The organism is Streptomyces sp. NPDC029139, from assembly GCF_055564335.1.
Genome location: NZ_JBVHWN010000006.1, coordinates 88037 through 112532 on the forward strand (window position 1 = coordinate 88037; position 24496 = coordinate 112532).

At 73.8% G+C, this 24496-nt stretch carries 21 protein-coding genes; 11 read left to right on the forward strand and 10 right to left on the reverse strand.

Going from position 1 to position 24496, the window contains the following annotated elements:
• Positions 1-61: 61 nt before the first annotated feature.
• The gene (locus ACZ4VW_RS16195) at positions 62-292 is read right to left on the reverse strand and encodes a hypothetical protein (RefSeq protein ID WP_467962692.1); all 231 of its coding nucleotides are present in this window, start codon (positions 290-292) and stop codon (positions 62-64) included.
• 104 nt (positions 293-396) lie between these two features.
• Positions 397-942, reverse strand: a complete 546-nt coding sequence (locus ACZ4VW_RS16200; RefSeq protein WP_467962695.1) for an EF-hand domain-containing protein — start codon at positions 940-942, stop codon at positions 397-399.
• 209 nt (positions 943-1151) lie between these two features.
• On the opposite strand from ACZ4VW_RS16200, the gene ACZ4VW_RS16205 reads away from it, so the two are divergent.
• Positions 1152-1448, forward strand: a complete 297-nt coding sequence (locus ACZ4VW_RS16205; protein WP_467962697.1) for a hypothetical protein — start codon at positions 1152-1154, stop codon at positions 1446-1448.
• 71 nt (positions 1449-1519) lie between these two features.
• On the opposite strand, the gene ACZ4VW_RS16210 is transcribed toward ACZ4VW_RS16205, so the two are convergent.
• The gene (locus ACZ4VW_RS16210) at positions 1520-1981 is read right to left on the reverse strand and encodes an RrF2 family transcriptional regulator (RefSeq protein ID WP_329112882.1); all 462 of its coding nucleotides are present in this window, start codon (positions 1979-1981) and stop codon (positions 1520-1522) included.
• Between the two features lie 150 nt (positions 1982-2131).
• On the opposite strand from ACZ4VW_RS16210, the gene ACZ4VW_RS16215 reads away from it, so the two are divergent.
• Entirely contained in the window at positions 2132-4915 is a 2784-nt protein-coding gene (locus ACZ4VW_RS16215; protein ID WP_467962699.1) for an FAD/NAD(P)-binding protein, read from the forward strand.
• A gap of 25 nt (positions 4916-4940) precedes the next feature.
• Here ACZ4VW_RS16215 and ACZ4VW_RS16220 read toward each other — a convergent pair whose 3' ends face one another.
• Positions 4941-6167 (reverse strand): Tm-1-like ATP-binding domain-containing protein, encoded by a 1227-nt coding sequence (locus ACZ4VW_RS16220; protein WP_467962701.1) that lies wholly within the window; start codon positions 6165-6167, stop codon positions 4941-4943.
• A gap of 119 nt (positions 6168-6286) precedes the next feature.
• Here ACZ4VW_RS16220 and ACZ4VW_RS16225 point away from each other — a divergent pair, with 119 nt between their 5' ends.
• The 3 genes from ACZ4VW_RS16225 to ACZ4VW_RS16235 all read left to right on the forward strand — a co-directional run bounded on the left by ACZ4VW_RS16225 (position 6287) and on the right by ACZ4VW_RS16235 (position 8214).
• Positions 6287-6865, forward strand: coding sequence for a Type-2Aa cytolytic delta-endotoxin (locus ACZ4VW_RS16225; protein ID WP_467962703.1), 579 nt, complete (start codon positions 6287-6289; stop codon positions 6863-6865).
• A gap of 75 nt (positions 6866-6940) precedes the next feature.
• A complete protein-coding gene (locus tag ACZ4VW_RS16230) occupies positions 6941-7561 on the forward strand; it encodes an L-threonylcarbamoyladenylate synthase (RefSeq protein WP_467962705.1) in 621 nt (206 codons plus the stop codon).
• Positions 7562-7590: 29 nt separating this feature from the next.
• Complete coding sequence (locus ACZ4VW_RS16235) at positions 7591-8214, forward strand: DUF4232 domain-containing protein (RefSeq protein WP_467962707.1); 624 nt, start codon at positions 7591-7593, stop codon at positions 8212-8214.
• Between the two features lie 156 nt (positions 8215-8370).
• On the opposite strand, the gene ACZ4VW_RS16240 is transcribed toward ACZ4VW_RS16235, so the two are convergent.
• The gene (locus ACZ4VW_RS16240) at positions 8371-10020 is read right to left on the reverse strand and encodes an FAD-dependent oxidoreductase (RefSeq protein WP_467962709.1); all 1650 of its coding nucleotides are present in this window, start codon (positions 10018-10020) and stop codon (positions 8371-8373) included.
• A 138-nt stretch (positions 10021-10158) separates the two neighbouring features.
• Positions 10159-11073, reverse strand: coding sequence for an AurF N-oxygenase family protein (locus tag ACZ4VW_RS16245; RefSeq protein ID WP_467962711.1), 915 nt, complete (start codon positions 11071-11073; stop codon positions 10159-10161).
• Between the two features lie 323 nt (positions 11074-11396).
• Here ACZ4VW_RS16245 and ACZ4VW_RS16250 point away from each other — a divergent pair, with 323 nt between their 5' ends.
• Positions 11397-14180 carry a hypothetical protein gene (locus tag ACZ4VW_RS16250; RefSeq protein ID WP_467962713.1) on the forward strand — a complete coding sequence of 928 codons (2784 nt, stop codon included), beginning with the start codon at positions 11397-11399 and terminating at the stop codon, positions 14178-14180.
• A gap of 143 nt (positions 14181-14323) precedes the next feature.
• The gene (locus ACZ4VW_RS16255) at positions 14324-15160 is read left to right on the forward strand and encodes an N-formylglutamate amidohydrolase (protein ID WP_467962715.1); all 837 of its coding nucleotides are present in this window, start codon (positions 14324-14326) and stop codon (positions 15158-15160) included.
• Between the two features lie 44 nt (positions 15161-15204).
• Here ACZ4VW_RS16255 and ACZ4VW_RS16260 read toward each other — a convergent pair whose 3' ends face one another.
• Entirely contained in the window at positions 15205-16269 is a 1065-nt protein-coding gene (locus tag ACZ4VW_RS16260; RefSeq protein WP_467963175.1) for an AI-2E family transporter, read from the reverse strand.
• A 162-nt stretch (positions 16270-16431) separates the two neighbouring features.
• Here ACZ4VW_RS16260 and ACZ4VW_RS16265 point away from each other — a divergent pair, with 162 nt between their 5' ends.
• From ACZ4VW_RS16265 to ACZ4VW_RS16275, 3 genes are all read left to right on the forward strand, one after another.
• Positions 16432-17286, forward strand: coding sequence for a DMT family transporter (locus ACZ4VW_RS16265; RefSeq protein WP_467962717.1), 855 nt, complete (start codon positions 16432-16434; stop codon positions 17284-17286).
• Positions 17283-18479 carry an MFS transporter gene (locus ACZ4VW_RS16270; protein WP_467962719.1) on the forward strand — a complete coding sequence of 399 codons (1197 nt, stop codon included), beginning with the start codon at positions 17283-17285 and terminating at the stop codon, positions 18477-18479. The genes ACZ4VW_RS16265 and ACZ4VW_RS16270 overlap by 4 nt, the downstream gene beginning before the upstream one ends.
• A 203-nt stretch (positions 18480-18682) precedes the next feature.
• Positions 18683-19252: an HPP family protein gene (locus ACZ4VW_RS16275; protein ID WP_467962721.1), complete on the forward strand. Its 570-nt coding sequence runs from the start codon at positions 18683-18685 to the stop codon at positions 19250-19252.
• Between the two features lie 28 nt (positions 19253-19280).
• Here ACZ4VW_RS16275 and ACZ4VW_RS16280 read toward each other — a convergent pair whose 3' ends face one another.
• The gene (locus ACZ4VW_RS16280) at positions 19281-19928 is read right to left on the reverse strand and encodes an FMN-binding negative transcriptional regulator (RefSeq protein ID WP_467962723.1); all 648 of its coding nucleotides are present in this window, start codon (positions 19926-19928) and stop codon (positions 19281-19283) included.
• A gap of 48 nt (positions 19929-19976) precedes the next feature.
• Complete coding sequence (locus ACZ4VW_RS16285; protein ID WP_467962725.1) at positions 19977-20813, reverse strand: EamA family transporter; 837 nt, start codon at positions 20811-20813, stop codon at positions 19977-19979.
• Positions 20814-20935: 122 nt separating this feature from the next.
• On the opposite strand from ACZ4VW_RS16285, the gene ACZ4VW_RS16290 reads away from it, so the two are divergent.
• Positions 20936-21520 carry a helix-turn-helix domain-containing protein gene (locus ACZ4VW_RS16290; protein ID WP_467962727.1) on the forward strand — a complete coding sequence of 195 codons (585 nt, stop codon included), beginning with the start codon at positions 20936-20938 and terminating at the stop codon, positions 21518-21520.
• A 32-nt stretch (positions 21521-21552) separates the two neighbouring features.
• On the opposite strand, the gene ACZ4VW_RS16295 is transcribed toward ACZ4VW_RS16290, so the two are convergent.
• Positions 21553-24483, reverse strand: a complete 2931-nt coding sequence (locus ACZ4VW_RS16295; protein ID WP_467963177.1) for an NHLP bacteriocin export ABC transporter permease/ATPase subunit — start codon at positions 24481-24483, stop codon at positions 21553-21555.
• Positions 24484-24496: the final 13 nt, after the last annotated feature.

The following is a 24496-nucleotide window of genomic DNA, read 5'->3' on the forward strand; positions in this document are numbered from 1 at the left end:
AGACTCTGGCCGTCGACCGCCCGCGCGCCCACACAGGGGCCCGAGGGGAGCCGGCGGCCGCTCAGCCGGCCGGGCGGCCCCTGCCCTTGCGCGCGGGCCGGAGAGAGTTCCTGGCCCCGGTCCCCGAACCGGGGTAGAGGTGATCGACCTCGGGCCGGAGGTCCAGTATGTCGAGGAGCTCCGCGAGCTCGGCCAGGTCGGTCGTCCGGCTCGCGACGACCCGCCGGGCGGCACGGCGGCGCTCACCGGGATCCGGCCCCGGCGAGCCGTCGTTCTCCTCTGTGAGGTCCATGACGCCGATCCGACCACACCCCGGCCCGCTCCGCATCACCCACCCCGCGGACCCGCAGGCGCGCAGGGCCGGCACGGGATCGGCCACCCACCGAGCCCGTACCCTCAGCGCATGCCGAGGAAGACGCTGCCCGGCGTGTCGAGGTCGTCGTTGTGGAGGTGGAACGCGCGCAGCGACCGGGCGATCTCCCGCTGGGAGACATAGGCGTCGCGGTCCAGGTCCAGCCGGTCGAAGACGGCCGAGCCCTCCTCGTCCGACAGCCCCCAGACGGAGAGGTAGGCGGCGAACTCCTCCCTGCTGACCCGCTTGTCCCCCTTCGTGTCCATGATGCGGAAGATCGCCTCCGCGAGGTTCTCGAGCAGGTCGGGCCGGTCCGTGTCATAGCCCACGGCGCGATGGGCCGCGACGAACTCGTCCTGGCCCAGTCGCTCCTGCCCGGGCACCGACTGGGCGAGCAGCCCCAGCCACTGCGCCCAGTAGGCACGGCCGAGCGCCTGGATCCGGGGATCGTCCTGCGCCAGCCCGTACGCGGCGGCGTAACCCTCCACGATGCGGCGGTGGTCGGCCCAGGTGACGAATCCGTCCCCGTCGGTGTCCAGGACCTCGAAGAGCCGCCGAAGCCTACGGGTGAGCGGGTCGAACGTCGCCATTCGTTCCGTGTCCTTCCGGGAGAGTGGGAGTGCGGACGTCCCAGTGTCGCCGCTCGGCCGCGTCGGCGGAGGCCCCACGCACAACACGGCCCCGCGCCGGACCGCGCCCTGTCCCCGTCGCGCCCCCGTTGAGGAGCGGAATCGGGACCACGGACCTACGGTGGTCGAAGAGCGCGATCAAGCCGATCCCCGTTTCCGAGGAGGCTGCGATGGAGCGGCACTTTGTCTGGGTGACCACGCGCCGCATCGAGCCGGGCACCCTGGAGGACTTTGAGCGGGCCTGGCGTCCGGGCTTCGCTCCCACCGGAATGATCCGGGCCCTGGCCTACTGGTCCGAGGACGGACAGGAGATCACCGGCGTCTCGATCTGGGCCTCGCGGGAGGCGTGCGACGCCTGGCGGACCTCCGACGCGGAGCGGGAACGGCGCGAGGTCATGGCGCCGTACGTCGTCCAGGAGAGCGAGGGCTTCTACCGGGGCGGCGAACTCACCCTGCCCTCCAGGTGACGACCGCGCGGGACCGGCCGCGCGGAGCGACTCCGGGCAGTGCCCGCACCGCCTCGCCCCGCACAGGGCGGCTACGGATACGTCCGCACGTCGTCGTTGTACTCCCGTGCCCGTTCCCGTACGAGCGCGGGCAGCGTTCCCGACGCCAGGTCCGCCAGGGTGGTGCCCTCCAGGACCTGGCGCAGACTCGTCCGCACCGCCCGCCACACGTCCGGCATCGGCGCGGCGGCGCCCTGGTACTCCAGACCGGTCAGCTTCAGGTCGCGCACGCTCACGAGGGGTCCGTCCATCGCGCGGACGACGTCGGCGAGGGTGATCTCCGCGGGGGGTCTGGCGAGGGTGTACCCGCCGTCCGGCCCGCGCACGCTCCGTACCAGCCGTGCCTGCCGCAACTCGCTGAGGACGACGAAGAGGAAGCGGACGGGGATGTCCTGACGGCCCGCGATGTCCTCCGCCTTCAGGGGCCGGTCGGGGGAGCAGGCCAGCTCCGCCATGGCCCGGACCGCGTAGTCCGTTCTTGCTGAGATCCTCACCGCCTCAATGTCTCACGGTTGGCGCGAAAGCGATCCGGCGCGGGCCGCGAGGACGTGGCGGCCTTGTCAGTGCACATTGTTCATCGACATAGTGCACTTCACGGCGCGGCATCCGACCGCGCGGCGTCCGCCTGGCTCGGAGGTTCCGTCGTGTCCGTGGTGTCCCAGAAGTCGGCGAGGTCCGATCGTCCGCGTCCCACCGTGGCGGTCGTCGGCGCGGGCGCGGCCGGAGCACTCGTCGCCGTCCAGCTGTGCGAAGCCGCGGCGCGCCGCCGCACCCCTCTCGACCTGGTCCTTATCGACCCGGCCGCCGAGGCGGGACGCGGCACGGCGTACGCCACCGAGGTCACCGCCCACCGGCTCAACGTGCCCGTGGGCGGGATGAGCTGTTACCCCGACGATCCCGGGCACTTCCTGCGCTGGCTCTGCCGCCACGGCGAATCCGCCGTCACGGCCACCGACTTCGCGTCCCGCTACCGCTTCGGCTCGTACCTCGCCGACACCCTCGGCCGCGCCATCATCACCGCCCACGGCACGGTCGCCGTACGCCGCCTGCGCGCGAAGGCCGTCCGCTGCGCCGAAGGGGCCGAGGGGCGCATGGAGCTCCGGCTCTCCGACGGCGGGACGGTTGCCGCCGACACCGTCGTCCTGGCCACCGGACCCGCCGCCGGAACCGCCGGCTGGGCCCCGGACGGGCTGCGCGGCTCCGACCGCTTCATCGCCCGCCCCTGGGCGCCCGGCGCCCTCGACGCGGTGGGCCCGAGCGACGACGTGCTGCTGGTCGGCACCGGGCTGACCGCCATCGACCTCGCGCTCGTCCTCGACCGGCCCGGCCGCACCGTGCACGCCCTCTCCCGAAGCGGCCTGCTGCCCCAGCCCCACGCCGTCGCCCCGCTCCCGCCCGTACCGCCCCCGCCGGGTCTCGCGGCCCTGCCGCTCCACCGGCTCCGTACCGAGCTGCGACGCCATCTGGCCGCCTCGATGCGGGACCACGGCGACTGGCGTCCCGCCCTCGACGGGCTGCGCCCCGGCATCGTGGCGCTCTGGCAGGGACTCACCGACGAGGAGCGGGCCGAATTCCTCGACCGCGACGCCACCCGGTGGAACGTCCACCGGCACCGGATGGCCCCGGCCACCGCCGAGACCATCGCCCGCGCCCGCGCCGCCCGCAGGCTGCGGATCCACGCCGGCCGGATCGCCTCGGCCACGCCGCGCGAGGACGGCCGGCTCACCGTCCGGCTCGCGGAGGGGCGGGAACTGACGGTGGGCCGGGTCGTGGACTGCACGGGCCCCGGACTCCGGATGGACGCCGCGGGGGACCCGCTGTGGGGCGGGCTGCTCGCGGACGGCCTCGCGGCCCCCGGACCGCTCGGCATCGGCGTCGCCACCGAGGACGGCCGGCTGCGCGACACCCACGGCCGCACGGGGCGACCGCTGTTCACCCTCGGCGCGCCCCGGCGCGGCGAGCTGTGGGAGACCACCGCGATCCCCGAGATCAGGGCGCAGGCCCGGTCCATCGCCGAGGCCGTGCTCGCCCCGCTCGCCCGCACGCCCCGGCCCACCCGCCGCCGGCCCACCGACCAGTTCGGGCTGCCGCTGTCGACCCACGCCGCCGCGGCGGCCTCCTTCCGCGGCGGCCTCGCCCGGGTCGTCACGGTACGTGCGAAGGCGGCCGAGGCGTTCGCCCGGGCCACCGAACTCGACCCCGGCTTCGCCCTCGGCCACGCGGCGCTCGCCCTGCTCGGCCACGAGTGCGGCGCGGACGTCGACGTGGACCGCGAACTCGCCGACGCCCAGCGCAGCGTGGCCGAACGCGGCGACGAGCGGGAACGCTCCTTCGTCGACGTCGTCACCCGCCGGGTCCGGGCGCACGGCGGGACCGGTGGTGAGGAAGGCGAAGACGGCGACCGGGCGCTCATCGACCACCTCGACCGCTTCCCCGGCGATGCCTTCGCCCTGTCCATCGCCGTGCCCACGATCGCGTTCGCCGGCGTCGGCGACCTCGACGGCACCCTGGCCCAACGGCTCGTGGAGCGCACGGCCCCCGCCTACGACGGCCACTGGTTCCACACCTCGCTCCTCGCCTTCCTCCGCCAGGAGCAGGGGCGCGTCGACGAGGCGGGCGCCCTCGCGCGGGTGGCCCTGGCGGCCGAGCCCGCGTCCGGACACGCCGTCCACGCCCTCGCCCACGTCCACTACGAGTCCGGGGAGCACCGCGCCGGCCGCGACTGGCTCGACGGCTGGATCGGCGGCCAGGGCCGGGGCGCCGTGCACCGGGCCCACTTCTCCTGGCACGTGGCGCTGCACGAACTCGCGCTGGACGACGCCGAGGCCGTACGCCGCCGCTGGTTCGCCCAGCTCGCGCCCCGCCAGGTCAACGGCGTACGGGCGCTGGTCGACTCCGGATCCCTCCTGTGGCGGGCCAGGATGGCGCGGAACTGGACGGGCCGCGTACCCGTCGACGGGGTGCTCGACGCGGTCGCCCGCGACCTCGTCGAACGGCCCGCCACCGCGTTCACCGCCCTCCACAGCGCCGTCGCCCTGACGGCCGCGGGCGACCTCCCCGCGCTGCGGCGCCTGCGCACCCACGCCGCCGGGGCGGACGCCGTCCAGCGGGAGGTCATCGCTCCGCTCTGCCGCGCGCTGGAGGCCGTCCTGGAGGAGCAGTGGACCACCGCGGTCGAGGGGCTGCGCGGCCTGCTGCCCTCCCTGCGCCGGGTGGGCGGCAGCGCAGCGCAGCGCGAGGTCGTCGAGGAGACCCTGCTGTACGCGCTGATGGAGGCGGGCCACAGCGACGCGGCCCGCCACCTCCTGGAACAGCGCCTCGACCGCCGCGCCTCGCCCCTCGACCGCCGCCGCCTGGCCGACCTGCTGCCTGAGCCGACCCTGCTGCCTGAGCCGACCCCGCTGCCCGAGCCGACCCTGCGCGCGTGAGCGGACCCACGCGCCGAAGCGGACATCAACCGCCGACGATCATGCGGTGCAGCAGGTCCGCGGCGGCGCGGCCGAACGACGGGTCGTTCAGATGCGTGTCGACCTCCACGACGTCCACGGCGCTGCCCGTGAGACCGTGCCGGAGTGCCGCGAACAGCGCCGCGTCCACCTCCGGAGCGTGGTACGGCCCACCCGGCGCGCCCAGTGTGGACAGGCCCCGCAGCGGCAGGCACACCGCCGTGGGGCCGGTGGCCGTCCGCAGCTTCGTCGCGACCCGGGCACCGAGCTCGGCGCACTCCCCGGCCGTCGTCCGCACGACCGTGATCGACGGGTTGTGCACCCGCACGTCCCGGTCGCGCATCCGCTCCGGGACCGTGTCGATCGGGCCGAACTTCACCAGGTCCAGCGCGCCCGGGCCCACGACCTGCGGCACGCCCCGGCGCCCCGCGGCGAGCAGACGGTCCGGGCCCGCCGTCAGGATGCCGCCGAACAGATCGTCGGCGAGCTCGCACAGCGTCAGGTCGAGGACGCCCGCGAACACCCGCTGATCCGCCAGCGCTTCGAGCGTCCGTCCACCGGCCCCGCTGGCATGGAACACCAGCACCTCGTAGCCGAGCTCGGTCAGCCGCTCGCGCGCCGCGTCGACGCCCGGGGTCGTCACCCCCGCCATGCTCGCCGCGATCAGCGGCCGGCCGCCCCCGGCCTCCGGCGGCCGCCCGGCCGCGAAACCCCGCGCCATCCCGGCGACGGCGTCGACCGCGTTCGCCAGGATGGGAGCCGACACCCTGTTGATCCCGGCGATGTCGACCACGCTGTACATCATGGTGATGTCCGTCGAGCCGACGTACGGTGCGACATCGCCGGAGGCCATCGAGGAGACCATCACCTTCGGCACCCCGAGCGGCAGTTCCCGCATCGCCCGTGTCGCGATCGACGTGCCCCCGCTGCCGCCGAGGGCGAGCACTCCGTGGAGCCTGCCCTGCTCGTACAGCCCGCGCACGATCTCCACCGCACCGCGCGCCATCGCCGTGACGGCCGCGCCGCGGTCCCCCTCGTCCCGTAACCGACCCAGGTCCGCACCCGCCGCCCGGGCCACCTCGGCGCGCGGCACGTCGGCGGGTATCCGCGCCGTCCCGACCACGCCGGCGTCGACGACGATGACCTCGACCCCGTGGTGCGACAGCCGCTCGCGCAGCCATCCGTACTCCAGGCCCTTCGTGTCCAACGTGCCCACCAGCACAACGATCGCCATGCCCGTACTGTCCGACGAAGTCGGCTGATCGACAAGAGCGTGGCGGCCCGACGCCGAGCGGCCCGACGGCGGACGGCATACTGACCCCCCTTGATCACCACCACGCATCAGGAGGAGTCATGACCGCCAGTTTCAAGACCGTCATCGAGGTGGGTCCCGACCATCTCGAACAGGCCCGGGCCATCGACCGGCTGTTCCAGGAGGCGATCGCACCGGCGACCGTCAACTTCGACTTCGAGAACATCCACCGGGCCGCCGCCGCCATCCCCGACAGCACCGTCGTGAAGATGGTCCGCGGCTGGGGACTCCAGGAGTACGCCCCGGTGATGGTCATGGTGCTCTCCCTCAAGGAGGCCGTGCGCCAGGCCCTGCCCGGAGAGTTCGCCGAGGCATCGTTCTGGGACACCGTCGAGAAGGAACTCGCCGCCGCGTTCACCGGGCTCGCCGCCCAGGAGGGCGAGCCAGGGCTTTCGTACTACGAGGAGGGGCCGGACCGCACCCGCTACTACCGGGATCTGTTCTTCGCGCTGCAGGACGAGGAGACCGGCGACCACATGTACGCCATCGCCTTCTGCATCGACGTGACCGTCGGCCTGGAGAAGGAGAAGGCCGCCGCCCTGGAGATCTCCGACATCGCGCCCTACACGATCCGGCTGAACGCGATCGTCCTGCGCCAGCGACTGGGCCTCGCGGCCTGACCGTCGCCCGCACCGCGGTGACCCGCACCGGCCCGCCGTCCCGGGCCGACCCCGCCGGGAACCTAGACTGCCCGCATGGCGAAGTACTTCGACGTGCACCCCGAGAACCCTCAGCGGCGCACCATCAGCAGCGTGGCCGACAGCATCCGCTCCGGTGCCCTCGTCGCGTACCCCACGGACTCCTGCTACGCGCTGGGTTGCCGGCTCGGCAGCCGCGACGGCATCGGCCGGATCCGCACGATCCGCGACCTCGACGACCGGCACCACTTCACCCTGGTGTGCCAGAACTTCGCGCAGCTCGGCCAGTTCGTGCACATCGACAACGACGTGTTCCGCGCGATCAAGGCGGCCACCCCCGGCAGTTACACCTTCATCCTCCCCGCGACGAAGGAGGTGCCCCGGCAGTTGATGCACCCCAAGAAGAAGACGGTCGGGGTCCGCATCCCCGACCACGGCGTCGCGCAGGCCCTCCTCGCCGAACTCGGCGAACCGCTCCTGTCCAGCACGCTGCTCCTGCCCGGTGAGGACGAGCCGTTGACGCAGGGCTGGGAGATCAAGGAACGGCTCGACCACCTCGTGGACGCCGTCGTCGACTCCGGCGACTGCGGCACGGAGCCCACGACGGTCGTCGACTTCTCCGGCGGCGAGCCCGAGATCGTACGGCGCGGCGCGGGCGACCCGACGCGGTTCGAGTAGTCCCCGGCCCGGCGTGTGATGATCGCGGCATGACCGTCATACCTGTGAGGCATGCGCTGACCCTGGCCGTGGCGGCGGTCCTGACCGCCGGATGCGGCCTCGCGGCCGAGCTCGACCGCGAGGTCGATCCCGAGCGGACCGGAGCGCACGCGGCCTCGCCGGAGCCCGCGGCGAGCGGCGTGCCGCCCCTGGCGCGGCCGCCGGCCCGGCAGACCCCGGAGGGCTGCCCGGCCGACGGCGTGACGGTGTCGACCGGCATGGTGAGCGCCGCCATGGGGCTGCGGGCCATGACCGTGACGCTCACCAACTGCGGGGCGCGCGAACGGCGGTTGAACGGCTACCCGGACGTACGGGTACGGGACGTGGACCGCGAGCGCATGGACGTCACGGTGCTCAAGGGCCCGGGACCGATCACCACCCTCGACGACCCGGGGCCCCATCCGGTGACGCTGCTGCCCGGGGAGTCCGCGAACAGCGTGTTCGTCTGGCGCTACTCGGCCGTCGACGCGGCGACCCGGCGGGGGAGTGGCGTGTACGTGGAGATCGGCCCGTCCGCCGGCGCGGCCCGCCGGACGGTGGAGCCGGACGGCGGGCTGGACATCGGCGAGACGGGCCTGCTCGGCACGACGGCGTGGCAGAAGGTCGTGGACTGAGGGGCGGCCGGCCGGGCCGGACGACCGGCCGGGCCCGTCCCGTGGCCGTCACGGCACCCGCTCACGGGCCGTGCCCGTCCCGTCCCGTGGCCGTCACGGCACCCGCTCACGGGCCGTGCCCGTCCCGTCCCGTGGCCGTCACGGCACCCGCTCGCGTCACCTGACGAGCCGCAGGCGGCCCCCCTTCGCCGCCGCGACCAGCTCGGGCACCGTGCCGAGTTTGACGCGCGGGCGGCCGGCGTCACGGCCGCGGGCCACTTCGGCCCGCTCGATGGCGGCCAGCCCCCGGGCGTCGACGACATGGCGGCCGCGCCGGCGTACGAGTCGCTCGAACGCCCTGCCCGTACCCGAGGGCGTGGGCAGGGCGCCCGCCACGGCGTCGGTGAGGAGCGTGCCGATCGTCTCGGCGGCGCACGTGCGGTTGGCCCCGATGCCTCCCGAGGGGCCGCGCTTGATCCAGCCGACCACGTACGTTCCGGGCGTCCCCGCCACCCGGCCGCCCTCGTGCGGCACGGTGCCGGTGGCCTCGTCGAAGGGCAGCCCCGGGACCGCCACTCCGCGGTAGCCGACCGCCCGCAGCACCAGGCCGGCCGGGATCTCCCGCTCCTGCGGACCCTCCGTCACCCGCGCGCCCCGCACGGAGCCCTCGCCGAGCACGGCCACCGGCGCCGAGTGGAAGCGGAGGACGATGCGCCGCTCCGGGGCCGGCGGAGACGACCAGTCCACGGTCTCCCGGGCCACCGGCCGGAGCAGCGCGGCCTTCTCGCGCGCCCCCGCGCCGTCGATCGCCTCACCGGTCCGCGGATCGTGGTCGTCGACGACCAGCCGGACCCCGGGCAGGTGGGTGAGCGCGAGCAGTTCGGACGCGGTGTACGCGGCGTCCTCGGGGCCGCGCCGGCCGAGCACGACCACCTCGCGCACCTTCGAGGCGCGCAGGGCGGCGAGCGCGTGGTCGGCGATGTCGGTGCCGGCCAGCGTCTCCGGATCCATGACGAGGATGCGGGCGACATCGAGGGCGACGTTCCCGTTGCCGACCACCACGACCCGCTCGGCCGACAGGTCGATCCCGTCCGGCGCGGCCTCGGGATGGGCGTTGTACCAGGACACGAAGGCCGTCGCCGCGACGCTGCCCGGCAGGTCCTCGCCCGGGATGCCGAGCCGCCGGTCGGCGGAGGCGCCCACCGCGTAGACGACCGCGTCGTGGTGCGCGGCGAGTTCCTCGGCCGTCACGTCCTTGCCGATCTCGACACCGAGGTGCATCCGGACCCGCGGGTGGCGGTGGAAGCGGGCGAAGGTCTCGCCCACCTTCTTGGTCGAGGGGTGGTCCGGCGCCACGCCGTACCGGACGAGACCGCCGGCCACCGGCAGCCGGTCGACCAGGGTCACCTCCGCGTTGGTGTTCAGGAGGAGGTCCTCGGCGGCGTACATCCCGGCCGGGCCGGTGCCGACGACCGCGATCCGGAGCGGGGCGAAGTCGGACGGCAGGCCGCGCTCGAAGACCGGCGCGCCCCAGGTGTGGAAGTTCGGTCCCGTGGCCACCGGTTCGGGCTCCTCATCGGCGTAGTACGCCGCGTTGATGGCCGCGTACTCCCGCTGGGCGGGGGCGAGGCTGTCCACCGGGAAGATCGCGTCGACGGGGCAGGCGTCGGCGCAGGCACCGCAGTCGATGCAGGCCTTCGGGTCGATGTGCAGCATCTCCGTGCTGCCGAACGCCCGCTCCTCGGGTGTCGGATGGATGCAGTTGACAGGGCAGACGGCGACGCAGGTGGCGTCGCTGCAGCACGTCTGTGTGATGGCGTAGGTCATGGCGTCGGCTCAGCTCGGTTCGGCGGGACGGCGGGACGGCGGGACGGCGGGACGGCGGGACGGCGGTTCGGCGGGGCGGCGGATCGTCAGGCGGAACGGTGCGGCGGGCGGCCCGGTGGGCGAGCCGGGCCGCGCGTGTCAGATCAGATGGGCGCGCTTGTAGAAGAAGAGCGCGGGCCCGGTGAGGAGGCGGGCCGAGGCCAGGAACTCCATGAGGCCCGAGCAGCTGGACCGCATCAGGGAGCGGTGGTGCTCGTTCGCCCGCGCCTCGGTGAGGGCGCGCCGCGTGTCGAGGCCGGCGTTCGCGTAGACGTCGCGGTTCACCATGCTGGTGACGATGAAGTACGAGGCGATGGCGATGACGAACGCGTTGAGCTGCCGGCGCAGCGGCCCCGCGTGCCGCAGCCGCTTACGGGTCTCGTCGCGGGCGAACTTCATGTGCCGCGACTCCTCGACGACATGGATGTTGTTGATGGTGCGGACGAAGGGCACGACCCGCTCGTCCCGCATCCAGTCCCGCTGCATGACGTCGAGGACCTCCTCGGCGACCAGGATCGCCGCGTAGGCCGCCTCGCCGAAGGCGAGCGTCTTGAAGGCGCGGCCCAGTTCGACCACGGCCCGGCGTGGACGGTAGGCGGGGGCGCCGAGCTTCGCGGCGCCGCGGGCGAACATGATCGAGTGTCGGCACTCGTCGGCGATCTCGGTGAGCGCCCACTGGAACCGGGCGGAGGTCGGGTCCTTGGCGTAGATGTCCCGCAGCACCATCTGCTGCAGGATCATCTCGAACCAGATGCCCGTACTGGCCACCGACGCGGCTTCCTGCCGCGTCAGCTCCTTGCGCTGGGCGTCGGTCAGTTCGTTCCAGTACGCCGTGCCGTAGAGCGTGCTCCACTCCGGGCTCGCGCCGTGGAAGTCCTTGTCCAGCGGGGTGTCCCAGTCCACCTCGACGGCGGGGTCGTACGACAGCTTCGCGGCGGAGTCGAGCAGCCGCCGGGCGACGTCCTGCTCGGCGCGCCGGTCCTGGCTCTCCGGCCGGACGGTGCTGCTTGCCATGGTGCGGCTCCTTGAATCGAGAGAGATCGACCCGACGCCGGCCGTCCTTCGAGCCCTCCCGTTCCCGCGTGACGAGACCGAAGGCCACCGAGCGCCACCCACGCTTGTTAGACGCGACGTCTAGCAAGCTGTTAGACGGAACGTATAACAAGAGCCCCGTGCGGGCCTAGACCCGTGCGGCAAAATCCACGCGATCTCCATGCCCTTTCGCTCGCGCACGCCCCAGGAGGCAACCCGAGCCCACCAGGTGCCGTCCTCCGGGGGCGAGAGGGGTGCCCGGGCCTTCCGGGGCGACCCCGAGACCGAGGGGGAGGAAGTCCGTTTTGATACGTGTCACACGCGCGGTCGCCACAGCCGTGGCGTTACTCGCGCTGACGGCCGCGGCGCCCGCGACCGCCTACGGCGACCCGGGGCCCGGATACACGTCGCAGGCGCCACGAGGGGGCGACGGAAACCTGCCGGAGGGCTGGCGGTTCACCGGCACCGGCGCCGACAGGGAACTGGTCTGGACGCCCCCCGTCCCCGTACCGATGGGCGACGCGCGGGTCGAGTTCTACGCGGGGAACCGGCTGCTCGGCCGCCCGACGGCGGCGGCGGACGGCCGCGCGTACCGGCTGCGGGCCGACGGTCTGCGGATCGGCCCGCCGGCCGGGCTGAAGGCGTTCGCCGGCGGTCGCCGCCTGGACGCGGCAGCCCCCGCCACGGCCGCTCGGAACACCCCGCCGCACACCCTGGCGCCGGTGACGGAGACCCCGCTCCCGGTGAACGGGGTCGATCCCGGAAGGCCCGGCGGCTTCCGCACCGTCAGCGGCGAATACGCCCTGCCCTCCGTCCGGTTGCCCGGATACCGCGAACCGGTCGAGATGCGCGCCGCGGTCGTGGGACCGGCCGGTGCGCCGGGCAAGCGCCCCCTCGCGCTGTTCCTGCACGGACGTCACGCCACCTGCTACGGCGCCGGGGAGGAGCTGACCGGCGCGTGGCCCTGCGAGCCCGGCACACGGCCCGTCCCGAGCCACCGGGGCTACCTGAACGCCCAGCGGCTGCTCGCCTCCCAGGGCTACGTGACCGTGTCCATCTCCGCGAACGGCATCAACGGGCAGGACGCGGACGCGGAGGACGGCGGCGCGCAGGCCCGCTCCTCCCTGGTGCGCCGGCACCTCGCCCACTGGGCGGACTGGGCGGCGAACCGGGCCGGTGCGCCCGCAGCCGTCCGCGCCTTGGCCCCGGCCGACCTGTCCCGCGTCCTGCTGGTCGGCCACTCCCGCGGCGGCGAGGGCGTCAACCGGGCGGCCCTCGACACTCTTCACCGTCCCCCCGCCGACCAGGACGGCCACCGGGGCCCGGTGCGGTGGACCATCCGCGGCAACGTCCTGATAGGTCCGACGCTCTTCGGGCAGAACCCCGCCCCCGACGTGCCCTCCCTGACGATCCTGCCCGGCTGCGACGGAGACGTGTCCGACCTGCAGGGCCAGATGTACGTCGACGGCACACGCGGCGTGAGCCGCGGCTCCGCCCTGCAGAGCGCGGTGTACATGGTCGGCGCGAACCACAACTTCTTCAACAGTGAGTGGACCCCGGGCCAGGCCGAGGCGCCGGCCCACGACGACTTCTTCACCGAGGACGGACCGGACCCCGTGTGCTCGCCCGGCACGAGCACCCGGCTGACGGCAGCGCAGCAGCAGACCGCGGGCGCCACCTACATCGCGGCGGCGGCCCGGCTGTTCGTCGCCGGCGACGACCGCGTACGCCCGCTGGTCGACGGCTCCGGCCGGCGCGCGCCCTCGGCCGGACCCGCGCGTGTCCTCACCCACGCCGTCGGCGGGCACCGCACCGCGGCGTTCCTGCCCGGACCGTCGATCACCGTCTCCGGCGGCCGCCTGTGCGCACAGATCGATCCGGACCCGGCCCGCGCCTGTCTGCCGCCCGACACGAGCGGACGGTCCCCGCACTTCGCCTTCTGGGAGACCTCGCCGGAGCCCGGCCGCGACGCGGTCGCCCTGCGCTGGTCCAGCGCCGGCACCAAGGTCGCGGTGCGTTCGGCGCGGCCGGTCTCCCTGGTGGGTTCCGAAGCCCTGGCGCTGCGGGTGATCGTCCCGCCCGGCACCTCCGGCACACGCCTCGACGTCGCGCTCGTCGACGCCTCGGGCCGCCGCGCCCGCCTCGGACAGGCCCGCGTCGACGGACTGCCGGGCAGCGACCGGACCGCCTCGTACTGGGGCCGCGAGCTCCGCGTACCGCTCTCCGCCGCCGCCCTGTCCGGCCTCGATCCGAAGCGCGTCACGACCCTCGAACTGACGCCGCGCGGCGGCTCCGGACAGGCGTGGCTCATGGACGCCTGGGGCTGGCGCCCCGGCACCCCGGCGGTTCGCCCGGCCCCGATGCCGCGCGTCGACATCGGCCGGCTGACCGTCCAGGAGGGGGACTCCGGCGTCCGGACCTATCGCGTTCCGGTCCGTGTCTCGGGCAAGGGCAGTGGCCAGGTCCGCGTGTTCGTCGCCGCACCGGACACCGGCGAGGCCACGTACCGCACCGTGACGGTCCGCCCGGGCAGCGGAGCCATCGACGTGCCGGTCGTGGTGCGCGGCAACACCCGCTACGGCTACGACACTTCGCACGAGGTGTTCGTCAAGGCGGTCCGGGGCGCGGTCGTCGGCTCCCACCGTGGCGGTGTCACCGCCACGAACGACGACGCGATGCCGACCGTCACCATGACACCGGTGGCGGCCGATGTCACCGAGGGCAGGGCGCTGACCTGGCGGCTCACCCTGTCCGCGGTCGCCGACGCCGACGTCCACGCCGCGATCGCGCTCCTGCCGGTCACGGACAGGGCCGAGCTGTCCACGGCGGACGTCGATCCGGCCTGGCTCGGGGAGAATTTCGGCCGGACGCCCGAACCGGTCACGCCGCTGTCCGTGGCCGGGGAGGAACCGCACCTCTGGACGAACGTGCCGGCCGGGCGGACGAGCGCCGAGGTGACCGTCCCCACCGTCACGGACGGGCTGAGCGAGCCGAGCGAGGCCGTCAGGGTCCGACCGGTGACGTGGGACGAGGCCGGGGAGCCCGTGCCCGGCCCGGAGTTCACGGGCACGGTGCGGGACGTCCCGTAACGCGTCCGCTCACCGGTACGCAGGGCCGACGTGCGGTCCCGGGTCCTCGGACCGGGGACCGCACGCCCTGGGCAGCCGGGCAGAAGGCCGGGGCGGGCCGCTGGGATACCCTCGGGGCCGGACCGCACCACCGGGAGCGACGGATGACCGACTCAGCGCCCTCCTTCCATCTCCTCCCCGGGGACCCCGGCTCCCCGGTCCTCCTCCATGTGCCGCACTCCTCCCGCGAAGTGCCCCCGGCCGTGCGCGCGGACATCGTGCTGGGCGACGAGGAACTGGCACGGGAGCTGGACCACATCACCGACTCCCACACGGAGCGGATCGCCGACCTGGCGGCGCGGGCCGCGGGCGCGACCCCCTGGCGGTTCGTCAACCGGCTCTCGCGGCTGGTCGTCGACCCCGAACGCTTCCCCGACGAACGCGAGGAGATGACCGCCGTCGGGATGGGCGCGGTGTACACCCGCACCACGCACCGCGCCGAGCTCCGGCCGGCCGGCTTCGACCCGCGGCCGCTCCTCGACCACTACTTCGCACCGTACGCGCGGGCCATGACCGCCGCCGTCGCCGACCGTCTCGCCGCCGTGGGCAGTGCCGTGATCATCGACGTGCACTCGTACCCGACCGATCCCCTGCCGTACGAGCTGCACGGCGACGGACCACGCCCGCCGGTCTGTCTCGGCACGGACCGCCACCACACCCCGCCCGCGCTGCTCGAGGCCGCGCGCGCTGCGTTCGCCGGCTTCGGCGGGGTCGGCACGGACAGTCCCTTCGCGGGTACGTACGTGCCGCTGGAGCACTACGGCAGGGACACGCGCGTCAGCGCGCTGATGGTCGAGATCCGCCGCGACGTCTACATGAAGGAGCCGGGCGGCCCCGCCGGACCGGGCCTCGACGCGCTCGCCGCGGCGCTGGCCGAGCTGGTCGACGCGGTGGGCACCGTCGCCGCCGGTCCCGGTGGGGCCGCCCGGCGCAGCCAGTGAAACCCCGGGAGCGGGAGCGGGCGCCGACGCTGGAGCCGGCGCGCTCAGCCGTTCTCCGGCACACGTGCCTCGCGGAGCGCCGTGCGGACCGACCAGATCACCGACACCAGCGGCACCGCCACCACGGCCCCCACCACGCCCGCCGCGATCGCTCCCGCGATCACCGAGATCGCCACCACCAGGGGGTGCAGGCGCACGGCCCAGCTCATGACGAGCGGGTGCAGCAGATGTCCTTCGATCTGGCCGATCACCACGATCAGGGCGATCACGATCGCCGCCACCCACGGGCCCTGCGACGCCAGGGCGACGACGGCGGCGACCGCGAGCGCCACCGGGGACCCGATCAGCGGGACGAAGGCGGCCATGAACTCCAGCAGGGCCAGCGGGACCGCCAACGGGACCCCGAGCAGCCACAGCGCGACCCCGACGAGCACCGCGTTCACCGCGGCCACCAGGACGATCCCGTGGGTGTAGCCCGTGAACGTCCGCCAGGCCGCTCGTCCGCCGATCGCCATCCGGCCGCGCACGGTCGTCGGTAGCTGCTCCTGGAGCCAGCTCCACTGCCGGTCGCCGGAGTGGATGAAGAACACCGAACAGAACAGCGCCAGAGCCAGCGTCGTGAGCACCGCGACCAGCCGGTGAGCACCGCTCACCGCCTCGCTGACGAGCGTGGACCGGTGACTCGACAGGAACTGCCCGATCCTGGACTGGACGTCCGACAGCGCCTCCGGGTTCAGCCGGAACGGCGGCCGTTCCAGCCAGTCCTCGATCCGGCCGATGCCGTCCCGGAACTCCCGCACCAGCGTCGTCCGCTCCCCCTCCACCGCCTCGCCGACCAGCGCGAGCACCCCGAGGACGAGCGCGATGCCGCCGAGGAGGGTGAGGGCGACCGCGAGGGGACGGGGCAGCCCCCTGGCGGTCAGATCGGCCACCGGGCGCAGCAGCGCGGTGATCACGAGCCCGAGGAACACCGCCACCCCGATCTCGTGGAAGCGCCCGAGCAGCGCGAACAGGCTGTACACCGCGGCTCCGACCACGAGCAGACGCCATGCGTAGGCGGCGGCGGTACGGAGGAACGGGGCCACCTGCGGTGGCGTGCCTGGCTGCATGGCCAACCACGTACCACCACGAGCCCGGCGGACCACCCGCGCGCCCGCACATTCGCCCGAGATCGCCGCGACGGGGGTCCGGACGGGCGAATACCGGGTGAATCCCCGGCGCCGGCCGGTGTCGTCACGGCGGACGCGCACCGCGCCGGTGAGGATCGAGGGATGGGCATCGTCCTGCCGGTCCTGTTCGCGCTGTTCGCCGCGTTCAGCAATGCGCTCGCCACGGTGCTGCAACGCCGCGCCGCGCTCACCGTTCCCCAGACCGACTCCTTCCGCCCCGGCCTGATGCTCGATCTGCTGCGGCGCCCGCTCTTCCTGGCCGGCATCCTCGCCGTCATCGCCGCCGGGGTGGGTCAGGCCGTCGCCCTGGCGACCGGCCCGCTGGCACTCGTACAGCCGCTCTTCGTGCTGGAGCTGCCGCTCGCCCTGCTGATCGCCACACTGATGACGCGGGAGCGGCTGCCCGCGTCGCTGTGGCCGGCCGTCGCGGCGGTCGTGGTGGGACTCGGGATCGCGCTCGCGGCGGCCTCGCCCAGCGGCAACCGCACGCATCTGGAACTGAGCCGCTGGATCCCGGCGCTCGCGGTGTGCGGTGGCGCGGTCGTGGCACTGACCGCGGCCGGCCTGCGCCGGCCGGTCGGCCGTGCCCGCGCCGGATGCCTCGGCGGCGCCACCGCCGTCTGCTACGCGTTCACCGCCGCCCTGATGAAGACGTCCATGAACATCCTCGACGAGGGCGGCATCGACGCCTTCCTGACGGCCTGGCAGACGTACGCCTTCGCCCTGACCGGGATCGCCGCCCTCGTCCTGCTCGGACACGCCATGCAGGGCGGACCGCTGGTCGCCTCGCAGCCCGCGCTGACCCTGGGGGACGCCACGGTGAGCCTCGCCCTGGGCGTCCTGCTGTACGAGGAACACGTACGCACCGGATGGTGGCTCGTGCCGGAACTCGTGGGCGTCTGCCTGATCGTCTTCGGCGTGTTCGCGCTGGCGCGGGGCGGGGTGAGCACGGCGTGAGCACACCCCGCACAGCACCCCACCGTGTACGGCGCCTCGGCTACGGCGCGGCCGCGGCCGTCTTCGCCATCGGCATGGCCGGAACGACGCTGCCCACACCGCTCTACGGGCTGTACCGCGCGGAACTCGGCTTCTCGGAGCTGATGGTGACGGTCATCTTCGCCAGCTACGCCGTGGGGGTGATCGCCACCCTGCTGCTGGTCGGCAACCACTCGGACGTGGTGGGGCGCCGTCCCGTCCTGCTGGTCGCGCTGGGCCTCGCCGCGGCCAGCGCGGTGTGCTTCCTCCTGGAGGGGGGTCTGCCCTTCCTCTTCGCGGGCCGGCTGCTGTCGGGCTTCTCCGCCGGGCTGCTGAGCGGCGCGGGCACCGTCACCGTCCTTGAGCTGGCGCGTCCGGAGCGGAGGTCGCGCGCCGGGTTCGCCGCGACCGCCGCGAACATGGGCGGGCTCGGCTGCGGACCGCTGCTGGCGGGGCTGCTGGCCGAGTACGCCCCGATGCCGCTGACCCTGCCCTTCCTGACCCACATCGGGCTGGTGTGCGTCGCCTGCGTCCTCGTACTGCTCCTGCCGGAGACGGTCGCCGACGCCCGCCTGCGGACCCGGCCGCGGCCACAGGGCCTGTACGTACCGCCGCAGGTACGGGGCGTCTTCACCCCCTCGGCGCTCGCCGCCTTCGCCGGATTCGCGCTCCTCGGCCTGTTCACCGCGGTGGCGCCCAGCTTCGTCTCCCAGACCCTCGGCATCACCAACCTGGCCGTCACGGGCCTCGTGGTCTTCTCGGTCTTCCTCGCCTCGACCGCGGGCCAGTCGCTGACGGGGAAGCTGCCCACGCGCACCGCCCTGCCACTGGGCTGTCTGGTCCTCGTGGTCGGTCTCCTCCTCGTCGGCGCCTCCCTCTGGGCCCAGGCGCTGCCCCTGCTGGTGGCCGGCGCGGCCTTCGGCGGACTCGGCCAGGGCCTCTCCTTCCGCGCCGGGCTGATCGCCGTCGGCGAGGCGGCCCCGCCCGCGCACCGGGCGGCGACGGTCTCGTCGTTCTTCGTCGTCGCCTACACGGGCATCTCCCTGCCGGTCGTGGGCGTGGGCGCGTTGACGATGTGGCTGGGCCTCGACCCCGCGGGCCTGACCTTCACCGCCTGCGTCACCGTGCTCGCCGCGACCACCGGCCTCTACCTGGCCCGCCGCCCCGCCGCCTAGCCGTGCGGCGCGGGAAGGCGGCGACGCCCGTCTGGGACCCCGACAGCCGTCGTCTTCAACAAGCTGTATAAAATCGTTCCCGTCCGTGCCCGCCCCATCGAGGCGTGCACCGGCCTGGCCGGCTGTCGACCACAGTGAGCCGTGCGAGGACCCGCCCTCGCGTCTTCCCTGATCACAGTCGCCCGCACCAGGAAACGCCGCACATGAGTACCGACGCCGCTCTGCACCCCGACGTCGCTCTGCACCCCGACGTCGACGCGTCCGAGCCGAAGACGGCTCGCCCCCCTCTGATCCCCCGGCCTCCGGCCCGGCCCGCGCCGGTCGCCGCTCTGCACAGCATCAGCGCCGCGACCGCCGTCCTCCTCGGGCTCGTCGCCATCGGCGCCCTCATCCACGAGCCCGTGCTGATACCGCCGCTGGCCGCGAGCGCCGCTCTGGTGCACAGCGCCCCGAGCCTGCCCCTGGCCCAGCCGCGCAGCGTGATCATCGGCCACCTGCTGGGCGGCGCGGTCGGCTTCGGCGTACTCGCGGCCGTGGGCAGCAGCGCGTGGGCCGCGGCCGTCGCGGCCGGCATCACCCTGGCCGGCAACATCATGGCCCGCACGCCGCACTCCCCGGCGTGCGCCACCGCGGTGGTCATCGTGCTCCAGACCCCCGACCTCGTCCGGTTCCTGCCGCTCCTCCTGGGAGCGTCCGTCCTTCTCGTCCTGACGGGCTACGCCGCCTCGCGGATGCGACGCAGGGCGACGAGGTACCCGGCCTACTGGTGGTGACGCGGGCCGCCGGCTCCGGTCGCGGGGATCAGCGCTTCCAGGGGCCGACGCGGTCCAGGCGGCGGCGCTGCTGCCGCGCGGCGGAGAGGTCGAGGGCCTGGCCGCGTTCGGCGAGACGGTCCGCGACGCCGGTGCGGTGGTCGACGGGCTTGTGGTCGTCGTACTTGAACTTGGCCCGTACGTCGGTGACCTCCAGGCGCAGGCCGCGGATGCCGGGCAGCATCCGCCCGTAGGGCGGCTGGTCGACGGCGACGGGGGCGTGGTCGCCGGCGGGCTGGAAGTGGGCCAGCTGGCGGCGCAACAGCTCGGCCTTGGCCTCGGGGTCGTCGACGACGTGGGCGCGGCAGGTGAACTGGACGGCGGTGTAGTAGCTGGTGGGGACGCCGTCGGTGGGCGGGGTGCCGGGCTGGGCGCGCCATGTGCCGGGGACGAAGGTGTAGTCGCCGAAGACGCTGAACAGGACGTTCGGATCGTCCTCGATCGCCTTCCAGACGGGGTTGGGGCGGGCGAGATGGACCAGGAGATGGCCGGGGTCGCTCGTGAAGTGGGTGGGGACGGCGAGGGGCGCACGACCGGGCGGGCCGTTGACGCTCAGGAGGCCGAAGTCGTGGCCCTCGGCGATCCAGGTCTGCCATTCGGCTTCGTCCAGGGCGGCGTCCCAGGGCTGGATGAACATGAGGGGTCTCCTTGCGGTGCGGTGGCGTGTTCGTACGGGAGGGGGCGGTCAGGTGAGGGCGAGGAGGCTGACGGCGACGGCCGCGGTGCCCAGGCCGACGAGCTGGCCGCGGTGGATGCGTTCGGCGAGCACGCCGCGGGCGAGCAGCACGGTGCCGGCCGGGTAGAGCGCGGTGATCACCGCGACCACCGCGAGGTCGCCGCCGCGGGCGGCGAGCAGGAACAGCAGGTTCGCGACCGAGTCCAGGACGCCCGCGGTGGCCGACATCGCGTACGCGGGCTTCTCCGGGCCCAGCCTGCGGTACATCAGCCCCGCCGCGGCCAGGGTGACGGCCGAGGAGACCGCCCGGCCCACGATCAGCGGGCCCACGCCGCTGTCGGACGGCGCCTGGTGCAGGAAGATCAGCTGCAGGGCGATCGCCCCGCCCGCGCCGAGGGCCAGCAGCAGCGCGGTGCGGGACGGTCGGGCCGATCCCGCGCCGTGTCCGGCGCTGACCAGGACGACCGCGGCCAGGGCGAGCGGCAGCCCGATCAGCCCGGCCATTCCCAGGTGTTCGCCCTGGATCAGACCCACCCCGACGGGGAGCATGGCGGAGACCAGGGCGGTGACGGGCGAGAGCACGTTCATCGGGCCGATCGCCAGGGTGCGGTAGAGCAGGGCGAACGCGGCGGCCGAGGCGACTCCGGAGGCGGCGCCCCAGCCGAGGGTGGCGGTGCTGAACGAGGCGCCGAGGAACGGCCACAGCAGCAGCTCCACCGCGAGCGAGGCCGGGGCCGCGATCATCACGGTGCGCAGCACGTGCGCCTTGCGGGCGCCGAGGCCGCCGAGGAAGTCGGCGCATCCGTAGGCCAGAGAGCTGCCAAGGGCCAGCAGCAGAGCGATCACGGTTCGTCCATCCCTTACTATTGCAACGGAACGACTAAACGGTACAACGAACCGACCGTGGTGTGTCAACCAACCGACCGCACGGTGCATCAGAATGGTCCGACCGCGAGAAGGGCGATGAGATGGCCGAGACAGAGGAAGCGCTGCGGACGCTCGCGCACAACGTCAGGGCGGCCCGCACCCGCGCCGGCCTGTCCCTGGACGAACTCGGCCGACGTGCCAAGGTCAGCAAGGGCGCCCTGGTGGGGCTCGAGAAGGCGCAGGGCAACCCCAACTTCGCCACCCTCGTCCGGCTGGCCGACACCCTCGGGGTCTCCGTCTCGGCCCTGATGGAAGGGCCCGCCGAAGGCCGCGTCCGGGTCGTGGCGGCGGACGCCGTGATGCCCCTGTGGACCGGTGGCCGGGGCGGCGAGGCGCGGCTGATGCTGACCACCTCGGGCCCGGCGCCGGTCGAGGTCTGGCGCTGGACACTCGAACCGGGCGAGGAATACCCCAGCCACCCCCACCAGGTGGGAGTCGTCGAGACCGTCAGCGTCACCTCCGGCCGCATGACCCTGGTCGTCGACGGCGTCGAGCACACCGTGGAAGCGGGCCAGACCGCCACCTTCGAAGGCGACGCGCCCCACACCTACCGAGGCGCCGGCACCACCACCTGCCACCTGATCATGACCGTCCACCTGCCGCCCGGTCCGACCTCGCTGACCTGAACCGGTGGGTCCCGCCAGAGAACGCGCCGGGCTCAGCGCAGCTGGCGGCGGACCAGTTCGTGGAAGAGGCCGCCCGTGTCGGCGAGCAGTTCGGCGGGCGTGCCCTGCTGGACGATCCGGCCGTCCGCCATGGCGATCACACGGTCGGCGTCCATGATCGTGGACAGCCGGTGGGCGATCACGACGCGGGTCGCGTGCAGGGCGCGGGTGGACTCGATCACCACGCGCTGGGCCTCGTTGTCCAGCGCGCTGGTCGCCTCGTCGAAGAAGAGGACGCGGGGCCTGCGGATGAGGGCCTGGGCGATCATCAGCCGCTGACGCTGGCCTCCCGAGATGGTGCCCCCGCCGTCGGACAGCATGGTGTGCATGCCCATCGGCATGGCCTTGATGTCCTCGGCCAGGCCCGCCATCGCGGCCGCCGCCCACGCGTCCTCGAGCGGGTACGCCTCGGTGCCGCAGATGCAGTCGAGGATGGTGCCCGAGAAGGGCTGGGCGTTCTGCAGGACGACGCCGCACTGGCGGCGCACGGCCGCCTGGTCGAGCGCCGCCAGGTCCTGGCCGTCGTACCGCACCGTGCCGGAAGCCGGCTTGTCGAAGCCGATGAGCAGCCTGAGCAGCGTCGACTTGCCGCAGCCGCTGGCGCCCACGATCGCGACGAACTCGCCCGGCCGCACCTGGAAACTGACGTCGTCCAGGACGAGGGGACCGTCGTCGGTGTACCGGTAGGACAGGTTCTGCGCCTCGACGGCACCGCTCAGCTCGCCCGGTGGCGTGCTGGAGCCACGTACCTCGGGGGTCTCCTCGAAGACCGGCTTGACCTGCTCGAACATCGGCTGCACGGCGGCGGCCGACAGCAGCGCGCCGGTCAGCTGCGTGACCGAGGACAGCATCATCGTCACGGCGGTGCTGAAGGTGAGGAACTCGGCCGCGGACATCGAGCCCCGGGCCGGGCCGGCCAGCAGCATGAACATCACGAGACTGCACAGCGGCAGGCAGACCGCGTTGAGCACGGTCACGACGTTCTTGAGCCGGCCGACCCGCTGCTGCAGCTCACGGGTGCGGGCGAACTGGCCGGCCCACGCGGCGTAGGCGAAGCTCTCGGCCGCGGCGACGCGCAGCTTGGGCAGGCCCCGCAAGGTCTGGAACGCCTGGTTGTTGAGCTTGTTGCCCAGCTTGATCAGCTGCCGCTGGTAGCGCAGCTGCCACAGTCCCAGAGCCAGGAACACCGCCGCGATGACGAACAGCATCGCGAGCGCGACCAGGGCGAGCGGCACGCTGTAGACGAGCAGCAGGACGAGATTCATCGCGCCGACGGTGCCCGCCTGGACGACGACCGGCCCGATGCCGGACAGCACCCGGCGGATGGCGCTGATGCCCATGGCCGCACTGGCCAGCTCGCCGGTGGACCGGCCCGTGAAGAACGTCGTCGGCAGCCGCAGCAGCCGGTCCCACACCGCGGGTTGCAGCGTGGCCTCGATCCGGCCCTCCATGCGCAGGATGGAGACGTTCTGCATCAGCATGAACGCGGCGGACACGACGCTGGTCGCGACGATCGCGAGCGCGGTCTGCACGATGAGACCGGTCTCGGCGTTGGGCACGTACTCGCCGAGGACCTTGCCGGTGGCGATCGGCACCAGCGCACCCAGGCCGACCGCGACGAGACCGCCCACCAGGAGACTCCGCAGCTCCGTGCGGGTGCCCCGCACGCTGAAGCGCAGCAGCGCCGGCAGACCCAGCGGCCGGTCGGGCAGCGGACGGTAGAGCATGACGGCGCGCGGTGCGAAGGCCGCCTCGTTGGCCCTGCCGACGCGCTCGCGCTCCCCGGTGGCCGGATCGACCGCTTCGTAGCGGCCGCGCCGCCACAGCAGCGCCACCGGGGCCGCGTCCTCCTCGCGGTGCCCGACGAGCGGCCCGCTGTACTCCCGCCACCATCGCCCGCTGAGCCTGACGACACGCGTACGGATCCGCGAGGCGAGCGCGATGCGTTCGACCGGGTCGAGACGGGCGGAGACGGCGACCGCCCCGGTCGGTTCGCAGAGCGTGATCCGGGCCTCGTCGGCGACCAGCCTGCACACGGCGTACGTCGCGTCGTGACTCGCGCGCCGCGCGCCGCCGGTTGCACCCGAGGCGCGGGAGCGGCCGATGGAGTCGAGGAGCGCCTGGTCCGCCCGCGTACGGGCGGCCTCGCCGGCCTCGATCCCGGCGGCCGTACGGTCCTCGTGGGCCCGCTCCAGCTGCTCGATCCAGGCGTCCAGGGCGTACAGCAGCCGGTATTGCTGGTCGACCATGCCGTGCCACATCGTCTGGTCGACGAGCAGGGTGCCGGCGGTGTCCTCCCCGTACCCCTCGTACGCCGCGCCGTACCGCACGCTGCCGGGGGCGATCTGCATCCAGAGGATGTCGTCGTCCGCCCCGCCCCCGCCGGTGGTGGTGGCCCGGCCGTCCAGCGGGGCCTGGTACAGCACGCGCAGACCGCGGCCGACGCCGAGCGCGAAGGCGTTCTCCAGAGGGCTCAATCGGGGCTCGGGGACTTCGTATCGCCCCTGCTCGCCGTACCACTGGTTCGCGGCCCACTGGCCGGTCGCCCACTGCTGCGTCTCCGCCTGCTCCCCGTACTCCGGCCGGTACAGCTCCCGCAGTTCGACACGGCGCAGGCGACAGCCCTGCAGCGGGCGGCCGATCAGCGTGTGTTCCGGCCCTTCGACCGGACCGAGCAGCAGCGTGCCCGTCTCCAGCCGGCCCAGGAAGTGCCAGGGGCCGAGCTGGGCGCTGTCGACGGCGAACAGGTCCATGGCGCCGTCGACGACGAGCCACAGCACGTGCGGGCCTTCGAGGGAGAGGCTGCGCAGGCCGGTGCAGTCGACCTCCGCACCCAGCCCGCCCAGCGCCGCGACGACCGGATCATGGACGCCGACGCCGACGCCGACGCCGACGCCCTGCGGTCCGCCGGTGCCTCCGGCCATGTGGGCGTGGGCG

Excerpts from the sequence above, each read along its gene's own strand:
- ACZ4VW_RS16195 (WP_467962692.1), bottom strand. The coding sequence starts at position 292 with ATGGACCTCACAGAGGAGAACGACGGCTCGCCGGGGCCGGATCCCGGT.
- ACZ4VW_RS16200 (WP_467962695.1), bottom strand. The coding sequence starts at position 942 with ATGGCGACGTTCGACCCGCTCACCCGTAGGCTTCGGCGGCTCTTCGAG.
- ACZ4VW_RS16205 (WP_467962697.1), top strand. The coding sequence starts at position 1,152 with ATGGAGCGGCACTTTGTCTGGGTGACCACGCGCCGCATCGAGCCGGGC.
- ACZ4VW_RS16220 (WP_467962701.1), bottom strand. The coding sequence starts at position 6,167 with ATGGCGATCGTTGTGCTGGTGGGCACGTTGGACACGAAGGGCCTGGAG.
- ACZ4VW_RS16225 (WP_467962703.1), top strand. The coding sequence starts at position 6,287 with ATGACCGCCAGTTTCAAGACCGTCATCGAGGTGGGTCCCGACCATCTC.
- ACZ4VW_RS16230 (WP_467962705.1), top strand. The coding sequence starts at position 6,941 with ATGGCGAAGTACTTCGACGTGCACCCCGAGAACCCTCAGCGGCGCACC.
- ACZ4VW_RS16235 (WP_467962707.1), top strand. The coding sequence starts at position 7,591 with ATGACCGTCATACCTGTGAGGCATGCGCTGACCCTGGCCGTGGCGGCG.
- ACZ4VW_RS16240 (WP_467962709.1), bottom strand. The coding sequence starts at position 10,020 with ATGACCTACGCCATCACACAGACGTGCTGCAGCGACGCCACCTGCGTC.
- ACZ4VW_RS16245 (WP_467962711.1), bottom strand. The coding sequence starts at position 11,073 with ATGGCAAGCAGCACCGTCCGGCCGGAGAGCCAGGACCGGCGCGCCGAG.
- ACZ4VW_RS16255 (WP_467962715.1), top strand. The coding sequence starts at position 14,324 with ATGACCGACTCAGCGCCCTCCTTCCATCTCCTCCCCGGGGACCCCGGC.
- ACZ4VW_RS16260 (WP_467963175.1), bottom strand. The coding sequence starts at position 16,269 with ATGCAGCCAGGCACGCCACCGCAGGTGGCCCCGTTCCTCCGTACCGCC.
- ACZ4VW_RS16265 (WP_467962717.1), top strand. The coding sequence starts at position 16,432 with ATGGGCATCGTCCTGCCGGTCCTGTTCGCGCTGTTCGCCGCGTTCAGC.
- ACZ4VW_RS16275 (WP_467962721.1), top strand. The coding sequence starts at position 18,683 with ATGAGTACCGACGCCGCTCTGCACCCCGACGTCGCTCTGCACCCCGAC.
- ACZ4VW_RS16280 (WP_467962723.1), bottom strand. The coding sequence starts at position 19,928 with ATGTTCATCCAGCCCTGGGACGCCGCCCTGGACGAAGCCGAATGGCAG.
- ACZ4VW_RS16290 (WP_467962727.1), top strand. The coding sequence starts at position 20,936 with ATGGCCGAGACAGAGGAAGCGCTGCGGACGCTCGCGCACAACGTCAGG.
- ACZ4VW_RS16295 (WP_467963177.1), bottom strand. The coding sequence starts at position 24,483 with ATGGCCGGAGGCACCGGCGGACCGCAGGGCGTCGGCGTCGGCGTCGGC.